This window comes from Candidatus Poribacteria bacterium, from assembly GCA_021295715.1.
Classification (GTDB): domain Bacteria; phylum Poribacteria; class WGA-4E; order WGA-4E; family WGA-3G; genus WGA-3G.
In genome coordinates, this window is record JAGWBV010000132.1 from 1 (window position 1) to 6,691 (window position 6,691).

At 49.2% G+C, this 6,691-nt stretch carries 4 protein-coding genes; 2 read left to right on the top strand and 2 right to left on the bottom strand.

What is annotated here, in order from left to right; genetic code table 11:
* Positions 1–150: 150 nt before the first annotated feature.
* Both J4G07_21425 and J4G07_21430 read right to left on the bottom strand, forming a co-directional pair.
* Entirely contained in the window at positions 151–1,389 is a 1,239-nt protein-coding gene (locus J4G07_21425) for an ABC transporter permease (protein MCE2416546.1), read from the bottom strand.
* 11 nt (positions 1,390–1,400) lie between these two features.
* On the bottom strand, positions 1,401–2,651 hold the full coding sequence (locus J4G07_21430; GenBank protein ID MCE2416547.1) for an ABC transporter permease: 1,251 nt from the start codon (positions 2,649–2,651) through the stop codon (positions 1,401–1,403).
* 211 nt (positions 2,652–2,862) lie between these two features.
* Between J4G07_21430 and J4G07_21435 the strand changes: the two genes are divergently transcribed.
* Together J4G07_21435 and J4G07_21440 are read left to right on the top strand one after the other, a co-directional pair.
* Positions 2,863–4,707 carry a hypothetical protein gene (locus tag J4G07_21435; GenBank protein ID MCE2416548.1) on the top strand — a complete coding sequence of 615 codons (1,845 nt, stop codon included), beginning with the start codon at positions 2,863–2,865 and terminating at the stop codon, positions 4,705–4,707.
* 222 nt (positions 4,708–4,929) lie between these two features.
* Positions 4,930–6,489, top strand: coding sequence for a thiamine pyrophosphate-binding protein (locus J4G07_21440; GenBank protein ID MCE2416549.1), 1,560 nt, complete (start codon positions 4,930–4,932; stop codon positions 6,487–6,489).
* Positions 6,490–6,691: the final 202 nt, after the last annotated feature.

A 6,691-nucleotide genomic window follows, 5' to 3' on the forward strand; every position in this document is an offset into this window, starting at 1 on the left:
TCTGGAAAAAATACTACCTTTCGCAAACTCAAAGAGGCTACTGAAAACTCCCTAAATTGACACCTATGGTGCGGTTGGAAACCGCACCTACCTTATATGGAACCATCAGGGTTACAGAACCGCACCTATCGAGATTAATGGCAAACGAGATTACGTATGGCGAATTGCATCAATGGGAGTCATTTTCGCGGCTTGGCTGGCGGGATAATAACCGAAAAAGATACCTATCGCTGTACCTGCCGCAACGGAGATGAGCACGGCTTCAGGTGTAACGACTGAGGGCCAGGAAAGTTCATTAAAAAATTGACTCACCGCCCATGCGAAGCCTTTCCCTACCACAGCACCGAACGCGATACCGAGCAGACTCCCTATTACACACAATAGCACGGATTCGGTGAGAAACTGCAGACGGATGTCTAAACTCTTTGCGCCGACGGCTTTCCGCAACCCGATTTCTGGGATCCGCTCCGTTACCGAAACGAGCATAATGTTCAGAATACCGATACCCGCTACAATCAACGCAACAGACGCAATGACGACGAGAACCATCTCTATAATGAAAATAATCCTTCTGCCGCCTTCAATCCCTTTTTTTGCCGACCATGTTCGGAAAAAGGTGTCGTCATCACCGTGGTTACGCATGATAACGGTTTTTACCTCTTTCAGTGCCTGCTCAACTAACTCGATGCTCTTGGCACGCGCCATGATAGCCCCAACCCGATTACGCCCCCCAAAACGGGTTTGTGCGGTTGTAATGGGAATGAAGATCATATTATCGTCGCTCTTGTCCATCTCTAACCCATCGCCACGGCTCTCCATAATGCCGATAACGGTAAAGCGTTTGTTATCGATACCGACTTCCTGACCAAGGGGGTCCTGTCCTTTAAATTGCTCCTTCCAGACCCTTGCCCCGATGACACAGACCTTATTCCAGAAATCCATGTCGGTATCGGCGATGAACCTGCCGTATTCAGTCTGCCATCGTCGGACGGCTTGATATTCATTTGTTGTCGCACGCATGTAGGTTCGCCGGTGTTTTCCGTCAACTTCAAAGTCTATCGGATGACTTCTTTCAACGGTGGCTACCTCAACAGAAGGACAGTCCGCCAGAATGTCGTGCAGATCTCGCATCTCCAGATAATGTGGACTCGTATTGCGTTGCCAACGGTCGTTCTTTTCGATATACCCGGGTCGGTAAACGCCGAACATACTCGGTCCACCGATACTTTCAATTTGCACCATCATGAGTTTTTCGGCACCCGCGCCGAAAGACATCATCGCGATCACACCCGCAATACCGATCGTTATCCCCAAGAGTGTGAGAATCGTGCGGAGCTTACTGCCACGAAGCACAGAAAATGCTGAGATGAGATTCTCTAATATTTGCATGTTTATTTTCTTTATGTATGACGGATGGCATCAATGGGAGTCATCTTCGCGGCTTGGCTGGCAGGATAGTAGCCGAAGAAAATGCCTATCGCTGTACCTGCCGCAACAGAGATAAGCACGGCTTCGGGGGTAACAACAGAGGGCCAAGCAAGTTCATCTAAGAACTTACCCACAATCCATGCGAAGCCTTTTCCCACGACAGCACCAAAAGCGATACCGAGCAGACTCCCTATTACACACAACAGTACAGATTCAGTAAGGAACTGCAAACGAATGTCAAAACTCTTTGCGCCGACGGCTTTCCGCAACCCGATTTCTGGGATCCGCTCCGTTACCGAGACGAGCATAATATTCAGAATACCGATACCGGCTACGATCAACGCAACAGACGCAATCACGACGAGAACCGACTCTATGATAAAGATCATTCTTTTCGCATTTTCGATCCCTTTTTTTGCCGACCATGTTCGGAAGAAGGTGTCGTCGCCACCGTGGTTACGCATGATGATGGTTTTTACTTCTTTGAGTGCCTGATCTACGAGAAGCGGACTCTTAGCACGCACCATGATATGCCCAACATGATCGTGTCCCCAAAACCGTTTCTGTGCGGTTGTAATCGGGATGAAGAGCATATTGTCATCGCTTCTGCCTCGCTCCAATCCATCTCCTCGGCTTTCCATAATTCCGATAACAGTGAAACGTTTGTTGCTTCCGTGATTGTTGATGATGACTTCTTTGCCGATGGGGTCTTGTCCCTTAAACTGTTCTTTCCAAATTTTTGAGCCAATGACGCAGACCTTTGTCCAAGTGTCCATATCAGTATCAGCGAGGAATCTACCGTATTGCGTCTTCCATTCGCGAACGGCTTGGTATTCGTTTGTCGTCGCGCGGAGATAGGTCTGTTGAAATCTCCCATCGACACCGAGACTGATGTAGTAACTCCCCTCGACAGTGGCAACCTCAACAGAGGGACATTCTGCCAAAACGTCTCGAAGGTCGTCCATCTCTAAATGGTGTGGGCTGTTATTGCGTTGCCAACGACCATTCTTGTGGACTTTCCCGGGTCGATAAACACCGAACATACTCGGCCCACCGATATTGTTGATCTCCGCCATCATGAGTTTTTCGGCACCCGCGCCGAAAGACATCATCGCGATCACACCCGCAATACCGATCGTTATTCCCAAGAGCGTGAGAATCGTGCGGAGCTTACTGCCACGAAGCACAGAAAATGCTGAGATGAGATTTTCCAGGATGTTCATTTCTACTCTTTTGGGTGTAGTGTTTGTTCAGGATTTAGGGATAGACTCAACAAAACTTTTGATTGCATCAATTCAGAAGGTATGCTAAACTTTTTAATATTATAGGATGGAGAGAACTCGCGAATCTTTACCCTTTCGTTGGTGTTATAAAGTATACCACAAACGTTTAAGCGTTGCAAATCTTTTAGGTTAAAATGAGGAGCGGAAAGTTGTGCAGACGGTTCCTATTGAGGCAGCAAGTACGCTGTTGTGGCGCAGTATGCAAGAAGCGGCAGTGCATCGATCAGAATTAACCCATTTGTTGCGACGCGGGGAACGCGCATGGGTTTCGCTACCATCTGCCTTGTTGAAAACGCGGTATCAATTGAACGCCGTAGAACAGTCCTTTGGTGCCGCTGAAACAACGACAGCGATTCAAGCGAAACTTCGTCAATCTCATCCGCAGAATGGGACGGAATACAATCAGCACTACTTAATTGCGCAACCGCAGGCGGATGCCCCTTGCTATAATATCAACGAGTATGTCCAGCGGTGCATAGCCGGCGACCTTGCAATAGCAGAACGCCTCCGTGGACGGACGGTGATTCATCTATACCAAACAGAAGCGGCAGCTGAAGATCTTTTGAACAGCACCGGGGTTTCAAGGTTCGTGAAGCGCGTGCTGGTAGACTATTTAAAGACCTACGGCAAGAAGCATCTTATCGGTTTTACCTGTGAAGTACCGAAGTTTTTGTCTTTAGCAAGTGTTCTGGGAACCGGCACTACCTCAGTGCCGTGGAGTTCTACACTTTTAGAAACGACTGAGGAAACACTTACAACATATCTGCCCCTGGTTTTCTACGAAACTTACAACTCGGCAGCTGTCAGGAACACATTTTGGGGCGAATTGACAACGCGATTCGCCACCTACTTTCTTAGAGGTGTGCGCGACTTCTGTCATCAGGAAAAGCTGCAGTTTGCTTTAAGTCTCCCCGCAAGTGCAAAAGCACTGGAGTTTGAGTTAGGTGCAATGCTGGCAGAAGTGGACTGTCCGATTCTAAACGCCACCGAAATAGATACACCGAAGCGATTCGTCATTGCGAAATGGGTCTGTAGCGATACACAGTATGCCGGTATTTCACGAAAGGCATCCCAGAAAACGGACAAACGGACAGTACTTGAAGAGGCGAGCCTCGGTTTTAATCTGTGGATAAATAGCGATCAGGCGACTGTCCCGAAATCTTCTACGCTAACGCAAAAGTTATCACGCGGTTATCCAAAGAGACCGCTCCTTATGGTCGCACCGACACAGAGCCTCTGGACAAAACCTGATGAGAAACAGTGGAATGGATTGACGAAAGCGTGGGGATGGTTGTGTCAGAGCGTGTGGGAATTGGGATACGACTTCAGGATTGTCTCGGAACAGGAACTGCGTACAGCAGAAATTGTAGGGGCTGGGTTACCCAATCCGCTACGTAGCACAGGAAAACGGGACAATCGGAGCGGGGTACTCAGTTTCCCGAACGACCGAGCGGACATCAAGGATATTTATAACGTTATTCTGCTTCCGAGTTGTATCTCGCTTCAAGAAAAGACCGTCAAGCGACTGCGCGCATTCACGAAAGCGAAGGGGAGATTGATAGCAGACGAGCCGATTCCGTACTTGCTTAACGGTAGGATCGGACTTGAACCGTATCCACTGGAACAACTTATCTACGGACGCCGAACGACGATTCTACGGGGTCCGCAAAACGAGAAAATCGAGAGACTCGAAAAAAGTCTCCGAAAATGGGTGAATTGTCCCGTATCCGTCTACAGAAAACCCGATAACGAGGAGACAAACCTCGTTCAAGTACACCACCGGGCAACAGAAGCATTTGAGATATTTTATCTCTTCAACAGAGGCACTGAACCGATTGATGCTTTGATTGAGATAGACCGTGAAGTATCCGGTGTTACGGAATGGGATGTGTTTAAGGGAACGGAAGAGACTGTTGATTTCTGGCACGCGAATGGAAGGACATACCTCAATCGTCCGTTTACAGTTGAACAGGGACGGCTTTTTGAAGTTTTTTAATTATACCTTGCGGAGGCATGAAGGGCGTTTGAGCTGTGATGTGTGTTCCACCTATCCGCTTGCGCCGTTGTTGCAAGCTGCGGGTTTGGGACTTTTAACGAATAACCGACTACCAATTGTTCCACCTATCCGCCTGCGTGTTTTTGCTTGGGGTTTTTGATAGGGTATTTCTGCGTATTGTTGCAGGCTACCATTTAACTTTATGAACCAAAGGAGGCTATTATGACGGGCGGAGATCTTTTTGTCGAATGTTTGAAAGAACAAGGTGTGAGTGTCATTTTCGGTTTGCCGGGCAACCATTTAGACACTGTTTATGAATCGCTATACAACAATCAGGACAGCATCGATCACTATGTCACACGGCACGAAGGCGGTGCGGCATTTATGGCGGATGGTTACGCGCGCGCCACAGGCGATGTTGGTGTCTGTATGACTGTCCCAGGTCCGGGTTCAAACAACGCCTCTATCGGTATCGGTGAGGCAAATACAGCATCTTCGTCGGTGCTTTGGATTACTGGGCAGAACCCATCCTATTTGGCACCCCGGGATCCGAAGAAAAGTTTTCACGGGTTAGATCAGAGAGCTGCCTTCAGCACAATGACGAAACATCTGGAAATTGTGCATCGGGTAGACCAGATTCCGGGTGCCATCAATCGGAGTTTCAGTGCGCTGCGTTCCGGTAGACCTGGACCTGTCCTGATTGAGTTAGCAAAAGATGCATTGGATGCCGAAGCAGACTTTCCAATCCCGCCATGGAACAACGGTATTCAGACGACCGCAAGTCCACAAGACGTAGATGCGGCACTGGCATTGTTGAACACCTCAGAACGCCCATTGATTATTGCAGGCGGTGGCATTAATCATACACGCGGAACCGCAGAAATACTTGAGTTCGCCGAGCTGCTGGACGCGCCCGTCGTGATGACAGGCTTTGGCAAGGGTTCGGTGCCTGAAGATTCGCCGAACTCAATCGGCGTTTTCCGAGATGGTGTTTCCCAAGCAGCCATGGAAGCGTCTGACCTTATCGTTGCTGTTGGTACTCGGTTTAACTACCGTGATACCGGCAACTGGAGCCTCAAGATTCCGCAACCGTTGTTGCATATTGAAGCAGACCCAGAGGAAATTCACAAAGAATATCCTGCGACTGTCGGCATCGGTGCGAGTCCAAAGTTGGTCTTGCGCCAGTTGAACACCGCGCTGCGCGACGAGAAACCGAAAGGCGGTTGGGGCGAAGGACTACGCGAATTACGGCGTCGATGGACAGCGACTGAACGCCCTCGGATCCTACAAGAGATGCGAGACGTGATGCCTCGTGATGCGATTTTGTCGGTTGATGTTAACATTACTGGCTATGGCGCGCTGGCACATTTCCCATGTTATCATCCGGGCAGTTACATCTTCTCCGGCGTATCCGTGGCAATGGGAATCGGATTGACAGGTGCTATCGGTGCACAGGTCGCCTATCCAGAGCGGAAAGTCGTCGCGCTGAGTGGGGACGGTGGTTTTTTAATGACCTGCCCCGACCTCGCAACCGCGGTGCTGTATAACCTACCGATTGTGACGCTCGTGATGAACGACAACCAGTATACTTCGATTGAACGGGGGCAGCTCCGTCGCTTCGGCAAACGGATCGGTGTTGAACTCGCCAACCCCGACTTCGTCCAGTTTGCGGAATCGTTCGGTGCGATTGGGTTACGCGTTGAAGATCCAAATGATTTTAAGCCGACGTTTGAAAAGGCACTCGCCTTAGATAAACCGGTTCTCCTTGAAGTCGTCAAGTAGTCTTGAGACTACCTTGGGATATTTATGGCGAAGTCTATAATTATTTAGACCCCGTGGTCGGAGCGGAATGTAATACAAGCATAGCCGTCAATTTAGGGATTTCGGGGTCCCGTAGGTTGGGTTGAGCGGAACAGAAAACAGAGATGTCAGTGTTCCATATACCCGTGAAATTCGACCTGTCGGCATATCCACTCAACACCGC